22 protein-coding genes are annotated in these 23221 nt (G+C 39.7%); 12 read left to right on the forward strand and 10 right to left on the reverse strand.

Annotated features, from left to right (window positions below; genetic code table 11):
- Window positions 1-270: 270 nt before the first annotated feature.
- Window positions 271-1230: a sensor domain-containing diguanylate cyclase gene (locus AC2YHV_RS03455; protein WP_106026425.1), complete on the reverse strand. Its 960-nt coding sequence runs from the start codon at window positions 1228-1230 to the stop codon at window positions 271-273.
- A gap of 532 nt (window positions 1231-1762) precedes the next feature.
- Here AC2YHV_RS03455 and AC2YHV_RS03460 point away from each other — a divergent pair.
- Window positions 1763-4333 (forward strand): DEAD/DEAH box helicase, encoded by a 2571-nt coding sequence (locus tag AC2YHV_RS03460; protein WP_487372590.1) that lies wholly within the window; start codon window positions 1763-1765, stop codon window positions 4331-4333.
- A 60-nt stretch (window positions 4334-4393) separates the two neighbouring features.
- On the opposite strand, the gene AC2YHV_RS03465 is transcribed toward AC2YHV_RS03460, so the two are convergent.
- Entirely contained in the window at window positions 4394-4603 is a 210-nt protein-coding gene (locus AC2YHV_RS03465; RefSeq protein WP_034315248.1) for a YqaE/Pmp3 family membrane protein, read from the reverse strand.
- 311 nt (window positions 4604-4914) lie between these two features.
- Between AC2YHV_RS03465 and AC2YHV_RS03470 the strand changes: the two genes are divergently transcribed.
- Entirely contained in the window at window positions 4915-5586 is a 672-nt protein-coding gene (locus AC2YHV_RS03470; RefSeq protein WP_487372591.1) for a hypothetical protein, read from the forward strand.
- A 613-nt stretch (window positions 5587-6199) separates the two neighbouring features.
- On the opposite strand, the gene AC2YHV_RS03475 is transcribed toward AC2YHV_RS03470, so the two are convergent.
- The 3 genes from AC2YHV_RS03475 to AC2YHV_RS03485 all read right to left on the reverse strand — a co-directional run bounded on the left by AC2YHV_RS03475 (window position 6200) and on the right by AC2YHV_RS03485 (window position 7543).
- Window positions 6200-6511 carry a hypothetical protein gene (locus tag AC2YHV_RS03475; RefSeq protein ID WP_034312065.1) on the reverse strand — a complete coding sequence of 104 codons (312 nt, stop codon included), beginning with the start codon at window positions 6509-6511 and terminating at the stop codon, window positions 6200-6202.
- Window positions 6512-6818: 307 nt separating this feature from the next.
- Complete coding sequence (locus AC2YHV_RS03480) at window positions 6819-6980, reverse strand: hypothetical protein (RefSeq protein ID WP_487372678.1); 162 nt, start codon at window positions 6978-6980, stop codon at window positions 6819-6821.
- A gap of 308 nt (window positions 6981-7288) precedes the next feature.
- A complete protein-coding gene (locus AC2YHV_RS03485; RefSeq protein WP_082609350.1) occupies window positions 7289-7543 on the reverse strand; it encodes a four-helix bundle copper-binding protein in 255 nt (84 codons plus the stop codon).
- A 130-nt stretch (window positions 7544-7673) separates the two neighbouring features.
- Here AC2YHV_RS03485 and AC2YHV_RS03490 point away from each other — a divergent pair, with 130 nt between their 5' ends.
- Window positions 7674-8063: a DUF948 domain-containing protein gene (locus AC2YHV_RS03490; protein ID WP_054395906.1), complete on the forward strand. Its 390-nt coding sequence runs from the start codon at window positions 7674-7676 to the stop codon at window positions 8061-8063.
- Between the two features lie 95 nt (window positions 8064-8158).
- Entirely contained in the window at window positions 8159-8524 is a 366-nt protein-coding gene (locus AC2YHV_RS03495) for a DUF948 domain-containing protein (RefSeq protein WP_487372592.1), read from the forward strand.
- Between the two features lie 219 nt (window positions 8525-8743).
- On the opposite strand, the gene AC2YHV_RS03500 is transcribed toward AC2YHV_RS03495, so the two are convergent.
- Complete coding sequence (locus tag AC2YHV_RS03500; RefSeq protein WP_487372593.1) at window positions 8744-8935, reverse strand: DUF3934 family protein; 192 nt, start codon at window positions 8933-8935, stop codon at window positions 8744-8746.
- 182 nt (window positions 8936-9117) lie between these two features.
- The gene (locus tag AC2YHV_RS03505; RefSeq protein WP_487372594.1) at window positions 9118-10449 is read right to left on the reverse strand and encodes an oligosaccharide flippase family protein; all 1332 of its coding nucleotides are present in this window, start codon (window positions 10447-10449) and stop codon (window positions 9118-9120) included.
- A 381-nt stretch (window positions 10450-10830) separates the two neighbouring features.
- Between AC2YHV_RS03505 and AC2YHV_RS03510 the strand changes: the two genes are divergently transcribed.
- Complete coding sequence (locus AC2YHV_RS03510) at window positions 10831-11109, forward strand: hypothetical protein (RefSeq protein ID WP_034312053.1); 279 nt, start codon at window positions 10831-10833, stop codon at window positions 11107-11109.
- Window positions 11110-11371: 262 nt separating this feature from the next.
- Here the strand turns inward: AC2YHV_RS03510 and AC2YHV_RS03515 are convergent, their stop codons facing one another.
- From AC2YHV_RS03515 to AC2YHV_RS03525, 3 genes are all read right to left on the reverse strand, one after another.
- A complete protein-coding gene (locus AC2YHV_RS03515; RefSeq protein WP_057277697.1) occupies window positions 11372-12808 on the reverse strand; it encodes an amino acid permease in 1437 nt (478 codons plus the stop codon).
- Window positions 12809-13180: 372 nt separating this feature from the next.
- Window positions 13181-14131, reverse strand: a complete 951-nt coding sequence (gene rocF, locus AC2YHV_RS03520) for an arginase (RefSeq protein WP_487372595.1) — start codon at window positions 14129-14131, stop codon at window positions 13181-13183.
- Between the two features lie 556 nt (window positions 14132-14687).
- Complete coding sequence (locus AC2YHV_RS03525) at window positions 14688-15419, reverse strand: hypothetical protein (RefSeq protein ID WP_487372596.1); 732 nt, start codon at window positions 15417-15419, stop codon at window positions 14688-14690.
- Window positions 15420-15611: 192 nt separating this feature from the next.
- Here AC2YHV_RS03525 and AC2YHV_RS03530 point away from each other — a divergent pair, with 192 nt between their 5' ends.
- The 7 genes from AC2YHV_RS03530 (at window position 15612) to AC2YHV_RS03560 (ending at window position 23113) form a co-directional block, all read left to right on the forward strand.
- The gene (locus AC2YHV_RS03530) at window positions 15612-16496 is read left to right on the forward strand and encodes a hypothetical protein (protein WP_487372597.1); all 885 of its coding nucleotides are present in this window, start codon (window positions 15612-15614) and stop codon (window positions 16494-16496) included.
- Window positions 16497-16792: 296 nt separating this feature from the next.
- A complete protein-coding gene (locus tag AC2YHV_RS03535) occupies window positions 16793-18412 on the forward strand; it encodes an amidohydrolase (protein WP_487372598.1) in 1620 nt (539 codons plus the stop codon).
- 102 nt (window positions 18413-18514) lie between these two features.
- Window positions 18515-19747 (forward strand): allantoate amidohydrolase, encoded by a 1233-nt coding sequence (locus tag AC2YHV_RS03540; RefSeq protein ID WP_487372599.1) that lies wholly within the window; start codon window positions 18515-18517, stop codon window positions 19745-19747.
- 128 nt (window positions 19748-19875) lie between these two features.
- Window positions 19876-20076 carry a DUF3311 domain-containing protein gene (locus tag AC2YHV_RS03545; RefSeq protein ID WP_063576267.1) on the forward strand — a complete coding sequence of 67 codons (201 nt, stop codon included), beginning with the start codon at window positions 19876-19878 and terminating at the stop codon, window positions 20074-20076.
- On the forward strand, window positions 20073-21557 hold the full coding sequence (locus tag AC2YHV_RS03550; protein WP_034312033.1) for a sodium:solute symporter family protein: 1485 nt from the start codon (window positions 20073-20075) through the stop codon (window positions 21555-21557). Before AC2YHV_RS03545 ends, AC2YHV_RS03550 begins: the two co-directional genes overlap by 4 nt.
- Before the next feature lie 51 nt (window positions 21558-21608).
- A complete protein-coding gene (locus AC2YHV_RS03555) occupies window positions 21609-22475 on the forward strand; it encodes a carbon-nitrogen hydrolase family protein (RefSeq protein ID WP_487372600.1) in 867 nt (288 codons plus the stop codon).
- A 320-nt stretch (window positions 22476-22795) separates the two neighbouring features.
- Window positions 22796-23113 carry a DUF3870 domain-containing protein gene (locus AC2YHV_RS03560; protein ID WP_034312026.1) on the forward strand — a complete coding sequence of 106 codons (318 nt, stop codon included), beginning with the start codon at window positions 22796-22798 and terminating at the stop codon, window positions 23111-23113.
- Window positions 23114-23221 lie beyond the last annotated feature (108 nt).

Raw genomic sequence — 23221 nt, forward strand, 5'->3', positions numbered from 1 at the left:
ACATAAGGCAAATGCCGACCTGCTCAAGCTTTTGCAAAGGCTGAAAGCGAAACGTTGGATTTTTTTAAGGTGAAAGAAGGCCAGTCTCCTAAGGAGAACTGGTTTTTTTTATTTGGCTGTTTTCGCATACTTTGTTGCTATTTACTAAGTAGTGCGGTGTGGTTGATTTCCCCTCCCGCTGCTCCCGCAGGAGTCTCGCACTTCCGCTCCAATCACCCTTGTTTTAAAAACAACAATCTTTACGAAAAGAGCCTTTTATTTTTTACATAATCACTCAGGGTGGAAGTATTGAATATTTTTCCGTCCAGACTCTTTGGCCATATACATGGAACGGTCCGCTTTTTTCAAAAGTGAGTCCATTTCCATACCATGATGAGGATAAAAGCTAATCCCTATGCTAGCTGATACAAAATGATCATTTCCATTAATGGTAATGGGCATTGTGGATAAACTGTTCAATAATAATTCAGCGTTTTGCTGAGTGCTTTTCATTAAATCCTCACAATGCGAAGGATTTAATAATACAATGAATTCATCACCACCGATTCGAGCCACCTGACTGCCTTCGGGGACGGTTTGCAAAAAACATTCGGCAGCCTTTTTGATGACGCCGTCACCAGTATCATGTCCAAAGGAATCATTAAAAAATTTAAAATGGTCAAGATCGATGTAAAGAAGGGCCATTTCATCGTTCGTTTTATCTTGATGATAATCAAAATAATTATAAATGAAGTTCCGATTATAAAGACCTGATAAAGGATCCCTGATAATCCCTTTTTCAAGATTGATGGCATGACTAATCAAAGCTGCCATAGACTTAATGAGGGTTAGGTCATATTCTTTAAAAACATGAGGATTAATGTCGAATGCACATAATGTCCCAATGATTTCACCCTCATTTATAAGGGGAGCTCCCATAAAACACCCATTCCCGATAAACCTCGTTGCAGGGTGGTCACTAGTCAATTCATGTTTCCCCAAATTCGGGATTACGAGTGGTTCCAAGCCATTCTCAACAACTAATTTACAATAAGCCATATTATATGGAAGGATGTCACCTTCACAAATTAACTTTGCATTTCTATTGAAGGACTTGATCATGAAACTCTGGATGGGATTCACTATAGAAAGGAAAAATGTATTGACCTCAATGGTTTGAGCTAATAGTGCTAATACTTCTTTAGCGATGGAATCAAAATTTTTATAATAGTTGATATCTTGCTGAATCATTCCCAGGCTCCTTTTTTTATCTATATTCTTTTTAGGTTTTCTGATGTTATTTCTTATATTCAAAGCAAAGACACAAAAGCGTAATCTGAATATCGTGACAGTTGCCCGGATTTCCTCTAAACTCAATTAAGGGGTTGGAATTGTATTATGGATGAATCATGTAATCGGGAAAGTTGAAAAATGGACCTTTACTTAATTTTCGGCTTTTTTTTATTATCATTAAATTCTCCTGATTATAAAACGATTCTGGCCAAGGCTGGGTATCTCTTCATAATCCATAAATTCTAATCAGTATTTATAGCATTATACTGTAAATGAAATGGTGAGAGTAACTTTAATGTGCATATTTGGCATATTTTTGATATTCACCTTGGAAAGCAAAGCAACCTGGCATTTTTTCATCCTCTCATGATAACGGAGCTCATGAATTTAAATGATAAAACGAATGTACCAAACTCATTTTAAACAAGAATTTGGGGAGGATAAAAGGAAGTAATACAGTACATATTGGATAATTCAAAAGGGGATCACTATGGGAAAATTAGAAAGTATATATCCTATTGCTATAGAGAATACAAAAGAAAAAATCATCCAGGATATTGATTTTTATTTAGAGAATCAAGAGACAATGCCTTCTTATTCAGCATATATATCAGACAGGACGACTTTTATTGAGCAAATTTGGATTAATGTTTGGATAAATAAAGCATCAAATGATGTGCCCAGAAAGGAAAAAAAGGCTTTTTTAAGCGAAAGGGGATTTGTAACGGAAGGTTCAGACCATAAGCTGATCAATAGCATGTTCCGGAACGAATTAAAGAAGTATCGCCCATTTGATGGCTTAACGTGGATTAAAAAAACCTTTGCCGACAATCAAGAGGATTGGGAGAAGAGATATAAAAATGCAAGGGAGAAATTCTTTAGGCGACAAGAAGAACAGCGGCTTGCCAAACAGCGTTGGAAAATACGCGCAAGGCTGCAAGAAGAAGCCAATTCATTTTTCGAAAATAACTCACTTCTTTTATATTTACATGTCAGGTATTATATTGCCGGTATTATGGCAAAAGATCTGAAGAATAAGCCTAAATTCCAATATGTCGATCCGTACTTGCTTGAAGAACAATTAGTTGAAGAGGGCGGTTTTCAAGCTGCCGAATACCTAATGGTCACTGACTTTTTCGAAGAGCTGACAGGCGATATCCATTCGTTAATCGGTTGGGGCCGGAACCGTTATGAATATGAAAATTACTACTACAGGTATGAAAGGTTAGTTTCGGATTTCATAATGAAATTAGCCCCTGACAAATACTTGAACCATCTATCTGCCGCCCTGCATCATGATTTTTTGGAGTCATATGGGGAAAGGCTGACGGACGATGCCCTTCAAGGTATACTAAGCGATGAATTGGCCGATTTGTCTCAGTCCTGTTTTGATGAGCTTCAGGAAGAATACCTTTCTGATTTACTGAAGCTTGAAGGAATTCCTTTTAATGAAATATTGCACGAAGAAATATTTGAAAAAGACGTGGAGAACAGAGAAAGAAGAAAAGCTGAAGTATTGGCAGAAGAAGCCAGGAAGCGGGCAGAAGAGCAAAGGATGATCGATGACATCATCGGTAAGGCCTATACTCCATCATTAGGAAAAAAAGTTAGATATGTTTTGCATATAGGTGAGACCAATACAGGGAAGACGCATAAGGCCCTGGAAAAAATGAAACAAGCGGAAAGCGGTATGTACCTGGCTCCACTTAGACTGCTTGCACTGGAAGTGTTTGATAAATTAAATGCGGATGGTGTACCTTGCTCATTAAAAACCGGTGAAGAAGAAAAGGCTATTGAGGGTGCGAAACATGTCTCCAGTACCGTTGAAATGTTTCATGAAAAAGACTACCATGAAGTAATCGTCATAGATGAAGCCCAAATGATTGCCGATAAAGATCGAGGCTTTTCTTGGTTTAGGGCAATTACGCAAGCTAATGCGAATGAAGTACACATAATCGGGAGCAATAATATCAAAAAGATGCTTCTGAACCTTCTGAATGAAGCAGATTTAGAACTTCACGAATATAGACGGGAAATACCGCTTGAGGTGGAACAAAAGGAGTTTGGACTGAAGTATACCAAAAAAGGGGATGCCCTCATTTGTTTTTCTAGAAGGCAGGTACTGGAAACAGCATCCCGGCTTAAAGAGAGTGGACATAATGTCAGCATGATATACGGCAGTATGCCTCCTGAAAATAGAAAACGGCAAATAGAATTATTCAATCGCGGTGAAACATCAGTTGTCGTTGCCACCGATGCGATTGGAATGGGATTGAACTTGCCAATACGCCGCATCGTCTTTCTTGAAAATGAAAAATTCGACGGGACACGAAGAAGAAGATTGACTTCTCAAGAAATCAAGCAAATCGCAGGCCGAGCGGGTAGAAAAGGGATTTATGACACGGGGAAGGTAGCATTTACAGCAGAAATCAAAATCATGAATAAGTTGCTGGAACAGGTAGATGAGCCAGTTCAAACCTTCACAATCGCCCCAACCTCTGCTGTATTTGAACGTTTTCAAAAATATTACCGGAACCTGGGGACATTTTTCGAAATGTGGGAGAGGTTTGAGCCTCCTAAAGGCACGAAAAAGGCTTCGCTATCGGAAGAAAGGGAGCTTTACGAACTGATACGGGATACAGAAATCGAAGCTCGTTTTTCTTTAATGGATTTATATGGTTTCCTGCATATTCCTTTTTCGGCAAAAGAACCAAGTCTGATCAGACAGTGGCTGGAAACGGTCGAAGCGATTGCCGAGAACAGTGACCTTCCTGAACCGATCATCAAGACAAGGAATCTTGAGGAATTGGAGCTATCTTATAAAGCGATAGGTCTTCATCTTTTATTTTTATATCGGATGGGTAAGCGTACGGAAGCTGTTTATTGGGAGCGTATCCGTGAAGAAATCAGTGATGGCGTTCATGATCAGTTAAAAGATGAAATGTTGAATTATCAAAAAAAATGCAAGCGCTGTGGAAAAAGGCTGCCTGATGACTCACGTTTTCAAATATGTGACGCTTGTTATCATAGAGGGATTAGAAAGACGCACAGATTCAATTAAACGAATTCTTTTAATAATAACCCGAATACATTGCATTCGGGTTATTGGTGTTTGAATAAATCACTTAGTCGTTCGTTTCAGTTTAGCAATAAACGCTGCTTGCCGCTTCATTCGTTTATCCGCTTTCTTGTCATGCACCACTAGGATTGCATGAATTAATCCAGGGACATAAAAAAATAGTGTGAGGACCAAATTAAGCACAGCCTGAATGGGTTTACCGGCCAATAAAACCGCTAATGGAGGGAAAAGAATCGCAATTAAATAAAGAATGGTGAACACTCTCCAATATAATGTTTTTTAACTGACTTCGGTTTGTTTCTCTTAATGGTTACTTTACTTTAAATGAGCAGCAATTTGGTTACTGATGTTCCATTTTCCTGATGATTCCCCTTGTTATCGCCTTGATAAATATATGCTCAAGAGCCCGATTCATACCTACTGAGCAATCTGGCTCAAAGAAGCAGTCTTTTACCCCGATATAGGAGGGACATGGTTATTCATCGTTTTTGCTGCCATCGGTCAACGTGTCGCGTTTTTGTGTTAGAATAATCAGAATACTAACTGACGAAAGCGGGAGATTTATGAAAAAAAAGATAGGCTGTTTGCATGCACACTATACAAATGTAGAATACATAGAAAACGCATTCTCGAAATTCGATATTGAATGGCTTCATTTTGTAGATCCGGGATTGATGCAACGGGTGTCAACGGATGAAAATTTTAATTATTCGGATGCTCAAAAAAAGGTTAAACAACAGGTCGAATGGATTGCCGAATGTAAAGTGGATGCCATCCTGATAACTTGTACAAACTATATTGCTTTATTAAACGAAGAACAACTATCTTTACCCATGCCCATCATTAAAATCGATGAACCATATTTTGAGCAAATTTGCCAATTGCAGCAGCCGCAAATGATATTATTCACGAACCCTGCCACTGTTGAAGGAACGGTCAAACGTTTAACTGCACATGCTGAAAAATTTGGGACTGTGGATTTTGAAGTCATCATTATCGACAATGCCTTTGAATTCATTATGCAGGGATTGGGAGAAAGATATAATCAGGAAATCATGAATTATTTATCCCAGTTTAAAAACAAAAATAGACGGCTGTCTGTAGCTCAACTATCAATGGTCGAAGCGGCAAGGAGATATGAACTTCAGACAGGACAGACAGTTTTAAATCCATTGCATGCATTGGTTGATTCCATGATCGATCAACTAGAACTAAGTTCCTTGAGTGGCGTTTGAATACGAGGAAGTATTTTGCCCATGAACGGAATGATTGTTAAACTCAAAAAATGTCTTTGGGTATGAAAAATTCATGAATGATCTGGTTAAATCACAATGCAGGGATTTCGAAGATAAACTCGAAAAAAAAGCGAGTTTGACTGCCGTTTTTTATTTAGGCTCTTTTCGTAAAGATTGTTGTTTTTAAAACGAAACTATTTAAAGTTGATTGGAGCGGAAGTGCGAGACTCCTGCGGGAGCAGCGGGACAGGTGAGACCCCACAGGCGTTTACGCCGAGGAGGCTCACCGCCCGCACCAAGGAAAGCGAGCATCTGGAGGGGGAATCAACCACAACTCACTACCTGGTATAGCAACAAAGTATGTGAAAACAGCCTTTATTTAAAAAACGTTCCAGTTAATTTCAGAAATCCATTCCTTTCCGACTACTGTCTGCCAAGCCGCATCAAAGAGGCTGTGGTGTCCCGGCTAGCCAGTAACTCTACAGGAGTGTCGCAAATTTGTTCAATCCAATAAGGATTATAGTAAAAAACATGATGAAGGATAATCTAGTCTTATTATATATTTTAGGTAGAACCCCATTTTACAAACTGAAATCCCTATGCAGGGATTTTTTTATGCCTTTGTACGGATTTGTTCTCGGATGTTTTCAAGTTCTTCGAGGGATAGATCCGTGAGCGAATTTTTAATTTCTTCTTCGACCCGTTTTCGGTCAAGCTCCCTATATTCGCTCCACCAATCCCGCAGCCCTTCGGTGTTTTCGAGAAGATATTCTATATCTATTTCTTCTTGCTCATCATCTGATAAATATCGCATGACTGCACCTAATAATCGATTGAGTTTAGCTGCTTCACTTTCCTTATCAGGTGAAGCGGGGGTATCTTTCACTTCTAAATCATCTTTAGCAGGAACATTCCGAGGTGTCATAATATCCTCCTGTTTTTAATACTAGTGTGCCTAAAAAGGGTGATTTTCAATAGATGTTTTTCGTATTTGTTGAAATTTAAATAAATTTCAACAAATACCTCGTTAGAATATATAAGAAATATCATCATCCTTTAATTGGTTCAAAAAGTAGTCAGTTGGTAAGGGGGAAGGATAATAAAAGGAATAGCTAATGCTATTCCTTACAGTTTGTAGACAAAAGGGGTACGGAATTAATAAAATCTGAGCCCCTTTTGAAATTTCCTCTGAATTTCGCCTAAAGTTATGAGATTGGGGCTCTACGAGCGCACTATGTTAGGCCATTTTTGGACCTCGCCATGTTCAATTGGCCATCTTCTTTAAATTTAATGGCAGCCTCTATTTTACGAACCAAATGGTTCGGTGGCACCAGTTGATCTAAAGTAATCAATTCAAGTTGATCTCGCTGAATAGAATCATGTTTAGAAGGCATCCTCATCACCTCAGGTTTTAATACTTAAAACAAAACTCACTCCAGGCAACAGTATCTATCTAAAAGGTAAGACAAAGTTGATTGGAGCGGGTGTACGAGACTCCTGCTTAGAAAAGCGCGTCTAGGGGAGACCCCGCAGGCGAAAGCCGAGGGCCGACCGCCCGCCGAAAGCGAGCCTTACGTTTCAATCAACGTCCAAATTGTACTAGCCATAAAAATGGACAACCTCGATTTTCATCGATAATCTGAAAGGAAAAGCTAATGCTATCCTTACATCAAGCGACTATTTTTCTGCATTCTTCTGCGCATCACAAACAAGCCTCGGCACATTTTTGACACTGTTCATGATCGTGTTTTTTGCATTCATTTCCGCAGCTTTCACAAATCTTGACACAAACTTTAGCCAACCCTGAAATAAACGGGGTTCCTCTCCCTATCGCCTGTGCTAAAAAAGAGCAAGTATCTGCACATTCCCGATCCAAGCGAATGCATACCAGCATCATGTTTACATGTTCTTCTTTTAAGCATGCGTCGTAACAATGATTACACGCCCTTACTATTATCCATTAAACTACCCTTTAAACTTCATTTGGGGAAAGGTAAATGGTTCTTTAAAACTGATCGGACAAGTAATGGACTATAGGGAATGAATGAAAGGGACAATGCATAAATTTAAATGAAAGGAGTGGATATATGAAAATGTTCATTAAATTAAGTGTTGCCAGTGTCTCCGGAGCCGTCGTGTATTTGATATATAATGTCAACCAGACGCTGCGTAAAGGAATGGGAACGCTCGAAGAGACAAATAAGACACTGGAAGAGGTAAGAAATGCCGTCCATGGATTGACGCAAGAGTCCAAACAACTGATCCACTCTGCCAATCAAATTACTGCGGATGTAAAAGGGAAGATGGAAAATGTAGATCCATTGCTGGAATCCGCTCAAGATGTTGGGGAAATGATTCATAATGTAACCAATACCATGAAAGAAGCCAGTTTGGAAGGCCGCCCCAAGGATTTATCCACACCGTCAGCTCCTTCAACTCGAACTAAAGCTGGGGGGGTTCAAATAAAACTCAAATAGAATCATCATTTATCTTTAAAAACAGGCACCCCGGGATTCACTAACCTATTATAAGCAATCGTGTCTACCATTTAATTCAGAGGGGGAGCTTTATCTTGATTATTCAATATAGTGTGGCTGCAATCGCTTTAGCCTTCATTTGGTTGGTCGTATTTTTGATAAGTACACTTCATAAGGGAATGGTCACAATAGGGGAAGCCAATCACACATTGGTTGAGGTGCGAAATGCCATCCACGATTTATCCGGCGAATCGAAACAACTATTGCAAACTGCAAATGAAATCACCGAAGATGTAAAAGCTAAAATGAAAACGGTTGAACCATTATTGGATTCTGCTCAGGACGTTGGTGAAGCGATACATTCGGTTACAAACTCTGTTAAAAAAGCTACTAACGGCTTCCGTACAGAGTTTTCCCCGAAAAAAATCAATGCTATCAAACCCAAAAGCCAAATTAGATAAAAAAGAAAAAAATAAAAAAAATGAAAAGACACTGCCGGGTTTTGGAGTGTCTTTTTTGATGGTATGTATAATAGCCGTACTCTTATGCCTCATTTGGATATTGTTAGTGGTTTATATCTATAAGACCCATTTCTCTCATACAGATCTCTTAACACCCTGTATGAGAATATGGAACAAACATAAATGTTGTATGTTTTGTATGGATTGTAGGACAAGCAATTATTTTTCTGTCTTGTCACCTGTAGAGTGACTGGATGTTTTTGAATCACTGGTATGCTTGACGCCTTTACTAACATATGGTTTGGCGCTTTTTTTCTTGTTGGCACTTGTTTTCCAACGATTCCAGCCCTTCTTGCCCGTTCCAGTGCCCGTACCTTTACCCGTTCCGCTCTTAGCCTTAGCTTTACTCATGAAATCACTCCATTACTATTGTATGGTTAGTTTAAACCATTTTACTTGATTATTACCCAAGTATGTTGAAATATACAGTAACGAAGGTGATATGTACAGGGAAAGGCTCAATATTTTTAATCTAAATCTTTATAAACCAATAATAGCAAGGTTTTTTCCGTGTGCGGAACTTGCTTTTGGCTTCACTTTATCGATATCGATCTTGATTTCGTCAGTAAGATGCTTATGCCGATTTTTTTGCAAATGGTCAAGTAGTGCATGAAGGTTAATAATACCGCACCAGTGTTCATTCCTAAAATGATTCCTCCCATATTAAGAGAAGCCTGTGACCCTAGGATATACATCATTAAAAAGGCAACAATATGGGACCATACGGTATGGATGAAAGCATCTTTCACTAAACCCAGGCCGATGAGATAGGCTTGCATGGGAATGACAAAAAAATGAAAAAGGAAGTAAGGACATAATAATTTTAAATAGTATGCGGCAGAAGTTGAAGAAAAAAAGAGGGAGGTCAAAGGTTCCGCAAAGAAATAAATGAAAAACACGGCCGGAACTCCATACAATACGGTGAAAGACATCGATCTTTGCAATAAAACCCTCAATTTTTCTTTATCCTGCCTCTTGTATGCATTCGAAACATTCGGAATGAGCATGATCATTAAGGAATGCGCGATAAAGGCTGGAAAGAAGCCAATCGTCATTGCAACTCCAGTAAGCATCCCAAAATGCTCTGTAGCCACTACCGCACCGAATCCTGCCGAGAGAAGGGCAGTGTGGATCAAAAAAGGTTGGATGGCATTTGTTATCGCATGAAAGATCCTTAACCCCATGGTGGGCAGAGAAACCGCCAATAACTTTTGCCGTGCAAGTTTACCGGTTGTCCGTGAGTTTGTACCGCGCCTCATGATCCGCATTTGAAGAATCAAAAGGTTGATCAAGTAAAGAAAAACGAGGAACTCACTGCCAATCAAAACAAAAAAGGCCATCAATAATGACTTTTCCTGGTTAAAATGAAATAAGTTAAAGATGAGGAAAAGCAAGCCGAATTGAATGATATCTTTTAAAAAGTTGGAAAAGGCAATCTTCCCCATTTGCTGGACACCCATGAAATAGCCTCTTGCAATCGACGAAAAGGCAACTATTGGGATCAGTGTGATGAGCAGCCATTTAATATAGGGATGGTATTTGTCCATTATGGATGAGAAGGAAAGTATGAAAGGCATGACTACACACATTACCAATACGACGACTGCAGCCATCTTAAGTGCATGAATGATAAGATTATAATGCATGGTCTGTTTATTTTCCGCAACGAATTTTGAGATGGAAATATGTAATTCAAGGCTGGCGATCACATATATCAAAAAGAAAATTGGCAATATGGACATATAAAGCCCCATGCCCTCTTCGTGTAATTCCCTGGCTAGGAGCATGTTCACTAAAAATTCGATACATTCACCAAAAAACGCTGCGACAATCAAGATGAGCGTTCCTTTATAAAAAGATTTCATGTTGGTCCACTCCTAACAAGGTGTTTGTATAAAGATATGAGACATGCCATGGAATATTCATGAGGAACTGCAGATCACGGCTATACAAAATGCGATTATGCCTATGGCAATCCTTATTAATCGCTGTTGAAAGATAAAAAATTAAATAAGGGTAAGCTCGGGAAATGGAATGAATCGATTTGGTTACAATCATTTCTAATGGGAAAATCATTAGCCATGACATTTATCAAAAGGCTTCATACGGTGATATTCCAATCGAGGGCTTTTTTGTTGCCATGTTTCCTTTGTCGAAAGTGTCAGAAGAACATAAGAGTGGGACACGAATTTCGCTTTGAAATTCAAGCTTTATTTTGCTATCCTTTAGCAGAGGGGATGATCAATATGAAATTCACATCTATTAGTCAATCAAATATAGATGAATTGTGCATTGCGTTTGAAAGTTGTCTTACGAAACATGACATTACATTTAAATATGTAGATATGATGGAGGATAACGGAATCATATCGTTTATTTTTTGTGATGACCCGGAAAATGCGAGATCTGTCGACATGGAAAGTGAACGCTTCATTGGATTGGACACCGATTACATAGCCAAGGAAATTTTAGAGCCAATCCTGCCTAAATTAAAGGAATTTGCACAATATAAAATCATCGATTAAGATGATTTTTTTTGTTTTGATATTTGGTTTTTATTGCCCAGATGGAGCTTGAAATTTAACTTCCTATTTATATACAGGGGTGGTTAGGGGAACTAAAAAAGCTGGAAAGCGGTTCACCATTGGGTAGCTGGCAGGAATGGTGACTAAATAAAAGAAATACCCTGGGTGTGTAAACATCCAGGGTATTTCTTCTTTGAAAAGCAATCTTGATGGATTGTAAAAATCGCTTTTCACCACTTACTATACTTCGCAGCGTTCTGGATTAAATGACCATTTTTTTACCGGCATTTAATTCAACTTCCTGCTTAGGCGTTTCTATGGTCTTGTTTTTCTTCACTCTAAAGTGATAAACCGCATAACATCCAAGGAAGAATGTTCCCCCGCAATACAGGGCCATTCGCTGCTCAGGAACAAATGCTAAACTGATCATGACGATGCAGTTTGTTGCTAAAGCAAGAATGGGGATGAATGGGTATAGCGGAACTTTGAATTTCAGATTTTCTATCTTTCCACCTTGGCGGGTATATGATCTTCTAAAAGCAAGAAGACTAGCAGATATGGCAATCCAGCCAATTTGTGCACCTAATCCTGCAAGGGAGAGAAGAAAGACAAATACTGTGTCTGCAGCCACTACACTAGAAAGTAAAGATAAACCGGCAATCGCCAGTGTAATGAGCAGGGCATTAAGCGGAATTCCTCTCTTATTAACCAAACCGAGTTTCGGACTTGCCATGCCTTCCCTTGAAAGCGAGTAGAGCATACGTGTCGCAGCATAAAGGCCGGAGTTCGCCACTGACAATAGTGCTGTAAGAATGATGAAGTTCATGATGTCAGCTGCATACGGAACCCCGATACTATCCAGTACAACAACGAATGGACTTTCTGAGATACCTGCTTTTTCCCTTGGAATCATCGCCGAAAGTACAGTGACCGAAAGAACAAAGAAGAAGAGGGTTCTCCACACCGTTTGTTTGATGGATTTTGGTATGACCTTTTCCGGGTTTTCACTTTCTCCAGCGGCAATTCCGATTAACTCTGTGCCCTGGAAGGAAAAGTTCACTGTAATCATTGTGATGAGCAGGGCCGATATCCCATTAGGAAAAAGACCCTCAGCGAAAAAGTTTGAGAAAAATGGTGTCTCTTGTCCACCTTTCATATCAATCAAACCAAACATAGCAGCACCGCCAACGATGATGAACAGAATGATGGCCAATACTTTTATGCTGGAAAAAACAAATTCCGATTCGCCAAATGCCTTTGCTGATAAGGCGTTTAGTGAAAAGATGAGAAAAGCAAAGATTGCACACCACATCCAAACGGGTGATTCAGGGAACCATCTTTGCATAAGCTGGCCTGCCGCCAGAAACTCCAAGGCAACTGTAACTGCCCAACCTAACCAGTAAAGCCATCCAATGGCAAACCCGGTGCCAGGACCGATGAACTTTGTCGCATATGTCTGAAACGAACCGGAAACAGGCATCGCAACGGATAGTTCACCTAGACATAGCATCGTTAAATACATGATGAAGCCGCCGACTATGTAAGAGAGGATAGCGCCGAAAGCTCCTGCTTCATGAATGGTATAGCCCGAACCGATGAAAAAGCCCGTACCAATACATCCCCCTATTGAAATCATAAATAAATGTCTTGCTTTCATGCTCCGTTTTAATTCATTTGGTTGATTTTCTGCTGTTTTCATTGAAAAACTCCTTTACCTGATGGGTGCAAACGGTTTCATTTATGTTGGGACGTTTTTAGGGAATTTGTGTTCTTACAAGTCTAATAGCTTAGAATCTGATTCTTAGATGATGTCGAATTCCCTCCGAAAAGAGATTACTTCTGCATTAAAGAAGCATGATTCAAGGAACATAGGTACCTATGCAGAATTAATTTCGAAAGCGCCGCTTAATAAAGAAAGAGAAGCCAAGCGTCAGGAAACTAGGGATGTAAATTGATTCAAATCGATCATCCGCCAATGGAGGAAGAAGCTCATAAACGAAGTATGGGCTTTTTCCTATGGAGTATCACTTTAAAGAACTCTCTATCTTTCTATCAAAAACAAAGTGTCCGATTATTTAACTTGAGCCAATAAATCAGGAGTGATATGTTCTTCCGCTCCATAAAGTAATTTTTCCCCAAGCAATGAGCCCATTAATGCGACAGCAACTTCAGCCGTTTTATTATGCTCGTCCAATATTGGGTTTATCTCAACAAACTCTGCCGATGTAATGATATTAGCTTCAGCCAGCATTTCCATGGCAAGATGGCTTTCACGGTAACTAATGCCTCCCATTACAGGCGTACCGACCCCAGGTGCATCATCTGGATCAAGACCATCAAGGTCAAGTGATAAATGTACAAGATCCGTACGTTTTTTCAGATAGGCGATCGATTCTTCCATCACTTTTGTCATACCCATTCTATCAATCTCATGCATCGTATAGACTTTAATTCCTTTTTCCCTGATTAACTCTTTCTCACCTTGGTCTAAAGAACGGGCACCAATGATGACAATGTTCTCTGGTTTGACCTTTGGAGAATATCCGCCGATGTTAGTCAGTGCAGGGTGGCCAAGACCCAAACTTACGGCTAGGGACATACCGTGTATGTTTCCTGATGGGGAAGTTTCGGCAGTATTTAAATCCCCATGTGCATCATACCATATTACCCCTAAGTTTTCAGTATGCTTTGCTAAACCGGCTAATGTCCCGATAGCAATGCTGTGATCTCCTCCTAAAACTAAAGGAAAACGATTTGCTTGGATGACTTCATCCACTTTTTGACTCAATTTTTCATTACCTTCTGCTACATCCTGCAGATTCTTTAAATTTGTGTCACTATCACTTTGTGCTCTTTCCTGTATTTCTACTTTAATATCACCTTCATCACGGACAGTATAGCCAATGTTTTCAAGTCTTTCACTTAATCCTGCATATCTGATGGCACTTGGCCCCATATCCACTCCTCTTCTAGTTTGACCAAGATCCATTGGCACACCAATGATTGAAATTTCCTTTTTCATATGTAATTCCTCCTTCGATTTTTCTACCCTAGTATAAGGGTAAAATGATAGATGACTCAACTCGACATTTTTTTGAATATTTATACGATTGAAAAAAGGGTAAAAGTCCTGGGTTTAAATTCCTATTATTGGTTGTTTATGAATAGGATACATTACCGTGTGGGGTATGAAGGGAATTTGCTGAATTCCTTTGAAATCTGCGATTGTTAAGATTTTTATTCCAGGAATGGAAGTGATAGCGTTACCAAACTGAATCGGTGGCCGAAGGAAGATTCTGAAGATATTGAATATATTATACTGGTTACATTTATTCATCAAAATGAGCGGTTTCACCTAAAATGCATGGAAGGATTTTTTATTTTTATATTAAAAAAATTTTTTTGACGTGAGAATAAAGAACTTTTTCTCTAATGTGGTTAACCGCGAGAAACGATTCATTACCAAAAAATAGGATAGATTACTAGAGGAAAGTGCCATTTTGAAGGGTTTGTTTCACAAATACAAAAAAGGTAAAGAGCGGCTGCCTTTTACCTTCCTGTTAAACTATATGTTGGTTTTAAAACCTTTTATGCCATTCCTCATCTTCAAGTGGCACACCTTTGGTACTTATATATTCTACAATCATATTTCCATGTTCAAGAACTTTATCTTTTTTAAGGCCATTGATCATTTCGTTAAAGCGGTCTTCATCTGCATCCTGTTTCTTACGTGAAAGGGTAATCCGGATGGTAGGGGAAACTTCGTAATCTTTATAGCTGGCTGGCTTATTCGGATCAATGTTCAATTCTTTATCGATCCCCTCATCAAAGACCAAGAGTAATTGATTATAATCACCTATTTCTTCTTGAATCTTCTCCCAATCTTCGCTTTCTGCAATATTTTCCATTTCCTTGGATATCAACACGTCACCTAGTTCTTTTTCAACATATGGCCTGATTTCCTTCTCTGCATCATCTTGCCATTTATCAGATAGGAATGTATCCTCCATTTCCCCTGTTTCATCATTAAAGAAAACAAGAAAATGCGTACCATATTTTTCATGTTTCACTTTAGCTGCGTATTCAAAATAGCCCCGGTTTCCCATATTGTCGTATAGGACATCATATATTTCGGTTCCTTCATCAAAAGTTTCTTCTAAGTATCTTTCAGCTTGATCCCGGATCTTCTTTTCTTCATCGGGATCTGCTTTCATGCTCTGTGTGAATGAAAACAAAAGGATTACAACACCGACCAAGATGATTGAAAAAACACCTAATAAAGTAAGTAAAATCTTCTTTGTTTTGCTCAAGGAACACCCTCCTGTAATCACTGCTACTTTAAAATAATTCCCATATTATTCTAACATCATTATCACTCATTTTACTATGGAAATTGAGCCTATCTTTTGCCCATTGCGAAATCTAAATTACCTGCCCTCCAAAAGATCGGGATACTTTGTTACAATAAATAAATCCTTAGTACTCTAAAGGGAGAGATTGACTTGGAAACCTATCAAAGAAAAATGAACCATAATCGGGATGAATACAGAAAGTTAAGGTGGAAACAGCATCGTATACAAGTTACAGGTTTATTCGATGCCGTTTTTTCGAAAAAAGCGTTCGTAGATAAAGTGGCTATCGTCGGAGCAGGCAATTGCGATGATTTGGATATAGAGTATCTGGCAACTAAATGCAACTCCATATACCTATTTGATATTGATATGGAAAGTATGGAAAAGGGTACGGCAAATTTGCCTGAACGGACCCGGGAGAAAATTCAACTTATTGAAATTGATGTAACAGGCCTCGATAAAGTGGATTTTAATCACCACCTATCTTCCATGCTGAATCGTGGTGAAACGGCAAAGGGAATTATTCGGTATTTAAAGGATACCGAGAATCGGTTAGGTCAGCTTTCTGAACGTATTTTTGCTAATTATTATAATGATTTTGATATCGTGGCAACGTCCGCCATTTATACTCAACTATTTTATAATTGGGCAATGGAGCTTCTTTCCGATCATGCAAACCACTATCAGAAAAAAGATGCAGAAGAGATGAAGAATGGAATTTTGGATGTAAGGGATGAGATCGTTCGTACAGTGAATCACTCTATATCTAAATGTACCAAGCAAAATGGATTCTGTATTACATGGACTGATATTTTAAAAATCGAACCTGAGTATATGGATACCATTAACGAAGGGCTGAATGCCATCTTTGCATTGGCCTCGAACGTTGGATATGGGGCAGCCTTAATAGGGGTAAAAACGTTTATTGAAAAATTGGATAAAAGCGAATTAACTCTTCGATACTGGCCATGGGATTTTCAAGAAAATAAACAGTATTTGACCATTGGCATTATCGGGAGAAACAATGGGTTGTAATTGAATAATGGCGGGATAGATAAGCAAATAAGCAGCTGGATCTATCCTTTTTTGATTGGTTATAGTCCCCTTAGGAATAGAGGGGGCTGGGGCCAGCAAACCATGGGAATTAAGACGCAATTATATAAAAGGTATAAAAAAACGATGATATTTTTGACTATTTGTCTAATGATTTCACAATCTGGTGTGGATATAATGAATCTGTTGAAAACAGAATATTCCGGTAAGTGGCGGCAGGGACAGCAAATGAAGAGGTGGCAGAACTGAGGGGGAAAAATAAGGAAGGGGTGTGTTGGTTGAAAGCTGATATCGTGTTCATAAACGGCGAAGTCATAACCGTAAATCAAAAAAATGAAGTCACGGAAGCCCTGGCAATTAACGGTGATCGTATCTCGGCAGTCGGAACGAATCAGGAAATCAAGGTATTTATCGGAGAAGAAACAAATGTGATTGATTTGCAGGGAAAGTCCTTACTTCCCGGGTTTATAGATTCTCATATTCATCTTATCTTGTATGGTGTCAATCAATTGGCAGTGAGCTGTAAAGCTGAACATATCAAATCTGTAGAAGATTTGTTAATCGATCTGAAGAAGAAAGCTTCGACGATCCCTAAAGGTGAGTGGATTCGGGCTTGGGGCTTCAATGAGACCTCAGTGAAAGAAAAACGTTATCCAACAATAGCGGAATTGGATGCTATTTCAACAGACCATCCCATTATCGTGAATCGCACATGCAGCCATATAAGCGTGGTGAATAGCAGGGCGCTTGAGATTGCTAGAATTGATGAAAACTCAGAGAATCCAACTGGAGGAATCATTGAAAAGGATGGAGCGGGGAGACTTACAGGAAAACTCATTGAAACAGCAAATATGATAATGGCCGACAGAGCAAGCTATTCAGAAAGTGAACTGTTGAAGGCGGTCAAAATAGCATCGGGACATTTCATTGAAGCAGGCATTACAAGCATTCATGAAGCTGGTGCTCATGGTCCTGACAGTTTCCGTTTAATGCAGCAGGCCATAAAAAATAAGGACATTCGTGTCCGTATCTATGCGATGGTCGGTTCATTGAATAATTCTCATGAATTTGTGAATAAAATGGTAGATTCGGGAGTGATAACCGGAACGGGGGACGAAAGATTCAAAATCGGACCAGCCAAATTGTTTACGGATGGCAGCAGTACCGGTCCGACAATTGCCACTCGTGAGCCTTATACGAGTGATCCTGGTTATTCCGGGATTCTTTATTATAAAGAAGAGGAGATCCATCAAGTATTAGGTCAGGCACATAAAAGAGGCTTTCAAATCACAGTCCATGCCCAAGGAGACAGGGCAATAGAGATGTATTTAAATTGCGTGGAAAAGGCTTTGAATGAATCGCCCAGAAAAGATCATAGACATAGAATTGAGCATGCTGGAATATCTTCACCAGACTTACAAAAAAGGATGAAAGAACTTGGGGTCATCCCAATCCCGAACCCCCCATTTCCTTATGAATTCGGTGATATATATATTGAACATTACGGCAATAGGGTCAGCCATATGTACGCTGCCCGTGATTTTATTGATAATGGCATCCTGGCCGCAGCCGGTTCAGATGCTCCCGTAACTGATCACGACCCTATATTAGGCATACACGTTGCTGTTAATAGAACAAGCAGGTCTGGTATGAAAATAGGTGCGATTCAATCGATTAGCGTATTGGAAGCCATTAAACTATATACATGGAATGGCGCGTTTGCTAGTTTCGATGAAGATGTCAAAGGCAGCCTGGAGGCAGGAAAGCTGGCCGATCTAGTAGTATTGAATGATAGTATATTGAAAGTGGATTCCCAAAATATCAAGGATTTGAAAGTTGAATCGACGATTCTGAATGGGGAGATTCTTTATCATAGGGAAACAATGGTGGAAATATAATCTAGCGTGACTATTCTAAAACAACAAGACCTTCACTTACATTTTTTTGGCTTAAGCGAACGAAGAGGATTTAGCAGGTTATCTAAAAGGGGGATATTCGCTATGAAAAAGCAAAAATTATTAATTAATGGTGAGAGGCTGAGTCGTACGCTAGAGAAATTTGCTGATTTTGGACGCACTGAAAACAACGGGGTCACACGGCTATCCCTTTCCGACGAAGATCGATTAGTCCGTGATTATTTTTGCGCTTGCTGTAAAGAATTGGGTATGACCATTAAGATTGATGATATGGGGAATATTTACGCCACTTTAGCGGGACTTGAAAACAAACCACCTATTGTAATGGGATCGCATATGGATACGGTAAAAAAGGGCGGGCGGTTTGATGGTATCTTGGGTGTAGCTGCAGGCTTGGAAGTCGTGCGTACTCTGGTCGAAAACAATATCCAGCCTAAAATTCCGGTAATGATCGTCAATTTTACGAACGAAGAGGGAGCCAGATTCGAACCTTCCATGATGTCTTCGGGAGTTCTTTCGGGTAAATTCGAAAAATCCGTCATGCTGCAAAAGACGGATAGTGAAGGAACCACTTTCGAAAGTGCCTTGAGTGCCATTGGATATGCAGGGGATCAAGAGTCTCGTTTAAAAGAAGCAACGGCATTTCTAGAGTTGCATATTGAACAAGGGCCCATACTTGAACGGGAATCACTAACGATCGGTGTCGTTGAATGTGTCCTTGGTATGGTTTGCTATGAGATAGAAATTACAGGAGAATCCGATCATGCAGGAACCACCCCGATGAATATGAGAAAAGATGCTTTCTTCACCGCGAATAGTTTGATCATGGAGGCCCGTCAGAAGCTAGGCATGCTTGATGACGATTTGGTTTTTACGATGGGAAGGGTAAATGTGTTTCCGAATATCCATACGGTCATCCCTAATAAAGTGGTTTTTTCGCTTGAAGCGAGACATAAGGATTCCAAAGTCATCGAAAAGGTGGAGGAAGTCATAAAAGGCCTTACTTCTAGAGGTTCAGAAGGCGGCTGCGACATCCAAGCGAAAAAATTGTGGGACAGGGATACCGTGTGGTTCGACAAATCCATTTGCAATTTGCTCGAGCAATCGAGCAATTCATTAGGACTACCATATAATAGAATGGTAAGCGGTGCAGGACATGATGCACAGTTTATAGCCAGTTATATACCTACTGCCATGGTTTTCGTCCCAAGCATCAACGGGAAAAGCCATTGTGAAGAGGAACTTACCACATGGGAAGATTGTGAAAAAGGCGTCAATGTAATATTGGAAACGGTCCTTGCCATCCAGTCATCTTAAGCGGAAATATGGTTTGTTGTATACAGCCAGTACCGAAGGGTGCCATCAAACCATCAGTTCAGCTTGAAAGTCGGCTTGACTGATGGTTATGCATCCGTGTAAGGAAACTAATTAGGGGAGGGTATAATTTGAATGCTATTAAGCTATTGCTTTTTGTTCCATTTATAGGGTTTTTAGGTTTATTGCCCTATGCAAATAAAATAGAACCGTACATATTGGGAATGCCTTTTTTGTTATTTTGGGTTGCATTTTGGATGGTGATGGCATCGATTATATTAATGATCGTCTATAAGTTCGATCCTGATAATAAAGGGAGTGAATCTGAATGAATATCTCATTGCTCATCATTGCAATCTTCTTGGTTCTAGCACTTTATTTAGGGATTAAAGCAAGAAAAGGGAAGGATATGGATATGGAGCAATTTGCCGTAGGGGGCAGGGGCTTCGGTACATTCTTCATTTTTCTCTTGATAGCAGGTGAAATTTATACAACTTTTACATTCCTGGGCGGAAGTGGGTGGGCATACTCAAAAGGTGCCGCTGCTTATTATGTTCCCGCCTATATTTTCTTAGCTTATGTCCTATCATATTGGCTCGTCCCTAAAATATGGAGATATTCTAAACGACATTCCATTATCTCTCAGCCAGAGTATTTTGCATCTAAATATAAAAGCAGGTCAATGGGGATGATCGTTGCTGTATTGGGAAGCTTAGCCCTCGTCCCGTACATAGTCATACAGCTTAAAGGATTGGGTATCATTGTTTCAGAAGCATCATACGGAGCAATTTCACCAGTTGCGGCAAGTGTGATCGGTGCTGTGGTTGTAACTACCTATGTAATGATTTCAGGCATTCATGGTTCGGCATGGACTGCCATACTGAAAGATTTCATGATTTTGGTGGTCGTCATCTTTTTAGGGATTTACATTCCAGTTCATTACTTCGGAGGCATACAGCCAATGTTCGAGACCGTGCAAGCTGCCAAACCGGAAATGTTGGTTTTGGCAGATCAGGGATTGAGTCAGTCCTGGTTTGTGTCCACCGTTTTGCTGAATGCACTAGGATTTTATTTGCTGCCACAAACTTTCATGGTCGTTTTATCGTCCAATGGGGAAAGGACCCTTCGCAAAAATGCGATTGCGTTACCTTTATACACATTGTTGCTGCTGTTCGTTTTTTTCATTGGGTTTACAGCCATCATGCAAATCCCGGGTTTGCAAGGAGCTGATGGTGATCTCTCACTTTTAAGGCTGGCGATACAAACATTCGATCCTTGGGTGATAGGGGTTATCGGAGCTGCAGGTTTATTGACGGCCCTAGTACCGGCTTCAGTCATGCTAATGGCTGCATCGGTAGGTCTGACAAATAGCTTTTTCAAAGTCCTGGTACCTGCTGCGACTGAAACACATCAATTGATTGTCTCAAGGATAATCATTATTGGTATCTCAATCATTGCTTTAATTGTAACGGTTACAGGCGGCGAGGCTTTGGCCATCCTGAATATCATGTCTTACAGTTTAATTACGCAACTGGCCCCGTCCTTGTTTTTCAGTTTGCCAAAAACCAATATAATCAATAAGTATGGTGCGATGGCTGGAATATTGGCAGGTGTCCTGATTGTTTTATATGCGACAATTGCAGATGTGAAGGTTGCTACATTCCTGCCAAATACCCCACATGTAATTAATGATATCAGTACAGGCGTCATAGCTTTGTTGATTAATATACTAGTAACATTCCTTGTAAGTGCCCTGACTAAACAAATCTCCATGCAACAGACCGAGATGAATGATCTGGACAAGATATCCTGATTTCTTTTAAAAGTCTGGAAGACTGATAAAACATGATATGGGAGGGCTTTTGTGAAAATTAAAATAACGGCTTGCCAATTTCGTGTAGAAAAAGTGTCAAATTTCCTTGAATTTCAGGAACAAGTAGAAGACTTGATCACCCAAGTTCCCGAAAACTCGGATTATATCATTTTTCCTGAACTGTTAACTATCGGGTTATCAGCGGCCTTTGGAGAACAGGATGTCTCGTCCGTTATCAGGATCGATGAATATACCAATCAATACAAAGATCTTTTCAGGTCAATTTCAAGAAAAAGAAAACAAGTCATCATTGCAGGCACTCATCTGGAACGCCGCGAAAATGAATACTACAATATTGCTTATATTTTTGATGAAGACGGATCAGTCGTTGAGCATAAAAAGACTCATATCTTTCCTGCTGAAGCGAATTGGCATACTTCTGAAGGCGATGAACTGGAGGTTTATTCCGTGGGTCCGGTTAAGATAGGGATAGCGGTATGTTATGAAGCGGAGATACCTGAAATTTCAAGGATATTATCAGTGAACGGTGCCGACATCATTTTTTGCCCATCATACACATTTACGGAGGCTGGTTTTTGGCGAGTTCGCCATTGCGCACATGCACGTGCAATAGAAAATCAGGTATATTTTGTTCATTGCCCCACAGTTGGTGAACCAGGATCACCCTTGCCGAACGGATATGGCCGTGCCAGTATCCTTAGCCCCTGTGACAGCGCTTGGCCTGCTAATGGAATAGTGGCCGAGGCGGTAATGAATGAACATACCATCATTACCGGTACAGTGGATATGGACGAACTTTATGAGAATCGAAAAAGTGGTGCAGCAACCACCTTCAAGGATCGTAATCGCCGAAAAGATATGTATGCAAAATATGAACCATACGAAGGGCTGAAATGAAGTGTTGGATCCCGAACCATTGTCGTCCGAATGATGGTCCAATAAAGTGCGGTGGTAGGTCAAAAAATGACCCCTGAAACGAGTTCTTTAACTACACCTGGTTTTTCTTCGTGATTCTTCAGTTTGATTGGCGTATTAGTTATAGAACTTATCTATTCTCTGGCCGAAGGAATCGGGAATTGACTTAATATACAAAATATATTGTCAAATGCTTGCTATATATATTAAAATATATATAACCATTTCATATTGTAATAATATAGATAGTCACCCTATTTATACCTGTTATGATGTCTGTAATGGCAGGAGGCACAACAATCATGTTTCAACAGAATACAGTATATATAGTTGGCGAATCGAAGGCACCGTCCAATAATCCAATTACACAGCAATTCAACTGCTTTTTTATCGGGTTCGTCATTGATCGTGATACGCATGAAATAGTGGATGCGGAATGCTCGACCACGATATCGATTACATCACGATTCATTCAATCCATGTTAGTTGGTAAATCCATTCTTCGGCCCGATGAATTGGAGACAGAAATTGAGCAACGGTATTTTGGTTCATCTCAGAAAGCACTGACCGTCGCCCTAAGAAATGCCAGCATCAAATATCAGCAACTTTATAAGTTATAGCTGCTTCTTTTGTCAGTCGCAATTGAAATCCAGCTGTTAAAGAGTGCATACGCGCTCTTTGGCAGCTGGATTTTTCTATGTAGTGCCATGCAATAATTCATTGATGGG

The organism is Peribacillus sp. SRI_006, from assembly GCF_057586375.1.